This is a genomic window from Adlercreutzia sp. ZJ242 (genome assembly GCF_011038995.1).
Taxonomy (GTDB): Bacteria; Actinomycetota; Coriobacteriia; order Coriobacteriales; family Eggerthellaceae; genus CAAEEV01.
On the sequence record NZ_JAAKEE010000089.1, the window covers coordinates 1 to 2825 of the forward strand.

The 2825-nt window shown below is 59.9% G+C and carries 3 protein-coding genes; all 3 read left to right on the forward strand.

Annotated features, from left to right (window positions below; translation table 11 throughout):
- The first annotated feature begins 80 nt into the window (after window positions 1-80).
- The 3 genes from G7Y49_RS11825 to G7Y49_RS11835 are packed head-to-tail and all read left to right on the forward strand — an operon-like array spanning window position 81 to window position 2671.
- The gene (locus tag G7Y49_RS11825; protein ID WP_165174061.1) at window positions 81-479 is read left to right on the forward strand and encodes a hypothetical protein; all 399 of its coding nucleotides are present in this window, start codon (window positions 81-83) and stop codon (window positions 477-479) included.
- Window positions 476-835, forward strand: a complete 360-nt coding sequence (gene tnpB / locus G7Y49_RS11830; protein WP_165174063.1) for an IS66 family insertion sequence element accessory protein TnpB — start codon at window positions 476-478, stop codon at window positions 833-835. The genes G7Y49_RS11825 and tnpB overlap by 4 nt, the downstream gene beginning before the upstream one ends.
- Before the next feature lie 45 nt (window positions 836-880).
- Entirely contained in the window at window positions 881-2671 is a 1791-nt protein-coding gene (locus tag G7Y49_RS11835; RefSeq protein ID WP_165174065.1) for an IS66 family transposase, read from the forward strand.
- Window positions 2672-2825: the final 154 nt, after the last annotated feature.

The window sequence follows — 2825 nt, forward strand, 5'->3', positions numbered from 1 at the left end:
GTAAGCGTCAAAACCTCCGCGTCTTCAGCTTCCAGCCGATAGGTGCCACAATCGTTGCAACCTGATGGAAGGAAGTGACGATGACGCCACAGGAAAGAAGATCGATGCGCCGCGAGCAGGTGGAGCGGTGTCTTTCGACGGACATGACGATCAAAGACTGGTGTGTGCTGAACAAGGTTGCTGAGTCTACGTTATACGCATGGATGGCGAAGTTTCGCGAAGAGGAACCAGAACTGTTCGCTAAGCCAAGCACATCTGAGTGGATCGAGCTATCAAGAGAATCGATCACGTCGCGCACAGCACTTGCTAAGCCTGCCGTAGCAGTAGCACCTGTTATACCAACACATTGCGTTGAAGATGATACACCCGTATGCACATCTTCGATCGTCGTGCGCATGAGGGATGCAGACATCGTTATTCCTTTAGGTTGCAGCGAAGTTGACATTACAGGTGTGCTAAGGGCGGTGGCTTCCCTTTGAACCCGTTCACCACGCCCGACAAGCTGTTCATATCACGTCGACCGCAGGACATGCGGGCCGGTATACAAAGACTTGCCTCTGTAGTTACAACTGACTTCGGTATGGATCCTACTGATGGTGCTCTTTACTGCTTCGTGAGCCGCGACTGCAACAAGATGAAGCTCTTGCGCTTCGAGACAAACGGGTGGTGCATGTACTACGTGCGCCTGGCCGAAGGCGGGTTTCGCTGGAGGCACGGCAAGGACGGCGAGGTGTCGCTGCAGATAGAGCGCAGGCAGCTCATTTGGCTGCTCGACGGCATCGACTTCGAGCAGCCAAGCGCACCCGAACCGGTTGCCGCGCATGCGGTCATCTGACCTAAGAACACCTTCTGACCTGCTGGTTTATGGGATAATATGTGCATGCAGAAGAAGCGTCACACCCCAGATTCTCTAACACCGCAACAGCAGATCGCCATGCTGCGAGCGCAGCTCGCCTCGCTTGCCCGCGACAACGAGGCGCTCGCCCGGGATAACGCGCGGCTGGTCGAGGAGGCCGCGCAGTTCAGTGCGGAAGCTGAGAAGAGAGTCTCGGCGATGACGGCCAAGATAGAAGGCCTCGAGGCCAAGATGGCCCGGCTGGTGGAGATGCTGAAGCTCGCGAACATGCGCTTCTTCGGCTCCAAGTCGGAAAAGGTCGTCCCGGACCAGCTCTCCTTGTTCAACGATACGGAGGCCTGGGCAGATCCGACCGAAGCCGAGCCAGAGCTCGACGGCGATGCCCCGGACAAGCCGAGGAGACGCGGCGGGCGCCGTCGCATTGACACGGCCGGCCTCGAGCGCGTCGTCATCGAGCACACCATAGACAGCGCATCTTGCCCGCGATGCGGGAGCCCCATGTCCGAGATGAAGGTCGAGGTCACCGAGGTCATCCGCCTCGTGCCGGCGCACCTGGTCGTCGAGGAGCACCGCCGCCACGTCTACAAGTGCGGCCCGTGCTGCAAGGCCAACGCCAAAGGCGAGGAGGTCGCATCGCAGATCGTGCGCGCCCCGATGCCCGAGCTTAGCCCCATCCCCCGCTCGTTCGCCACGGCGTCGATGCTCTCGTACGTGCTCAACGCGAAGTACGCGAACTCCATGCCCTACTACCGGCTGGAGGAGGACTTCCGCTCCATAGGGGCCGACATCAGCCGCCAGGACATGGCGAACTGGACGATCAACGTGCACGAGAGATGGCTCTCCCTCATACACGCCCGCATGAGGGAGAAGCTCTTGGAATGCAGGTACATAAACGCCGACGAGACTGAAGTGCAGGTACTCAGAGAGCCCGATCGCCCGGCCGCGCGGAAGTCCTACATGTGGCTGTTCAGAAGCGGGCCGCACGAGACGCCGAACTGCATATTCGAGTACCACCCGACCCGCTCGGGCGATGTGGCGCGCACGTTTTTGAAGGGCTGGTCGGGCTACCTCACGACCGACGGCTACGGCCCCTACTTCGACCTGGGTATTGAGGGCGTGGTCAACACCGCGTGCCTGGTGCACGTACGGCGCAAGTTCGCCGAGATCGTGAAGGCGGCGGGCGGCGACGCGGCATGCGAGGGCGCGAGCTCGATCGCCTTGGAGGCGAGGCGGCGCATAGACCGCATCTTCCGCATCGACAAGAAGCTCGGCGGCATGGATCCAGAGGCCCGCAGGAAGGCCCGGCTGGAGAAGCTCGCGCCGCGCATGGAATCGTTCGAGGCGTGGGCCGAGGCCGCATTAGATAAGGCTGTTCCCAGGATGGCGTTGCACGAGGCGCTTGGCTATGCGATCAAATACTGGCCCTACGTCATGAACGTGCTCGAGGACGGCAGGCTCGGCCTGGACAACAACATCGCCGAGCGCGCCGTCAAGTCCTTCGTGATAGGCAGGAAGAACTTTCTGTTCTCCAATACGCCCAGGGGCGCAGATGCCTCTGCGGCCATATACTCGATCGTGGTCACCGCCAAGCTCAACGGGCTCAACCAGCGCGCCTACCTGGAATGGGTGCTCGCCGAGATGCCCAACGACGAGCATCTTGGCGAGCCCGGCCGCATCGACCGCTACCTGCCGTGGTCCGAGGATGTTCCCGATCAGTGCCGTCTGTCACCCGCGAAGGCCAAACAGGCAGCGGAGATGCCCGACGAGCCGATAGTTGATCTAAAGGCTATCGAATCTGTCCTAGAAAACTCTTAGATCTTTCCAGGTTGCTAGTCGGAAAGCTTTTGGAGGATTCCGGAGTGCCAATTGGAAAACTCCTGGAGGATTCTACCCATGACGTAGAAAACTCCAAGAGGCTTCTAGGTGGCCTCTTGGAGTTTTCTGGTAACGCGGTTGTTTTTACGCTTAC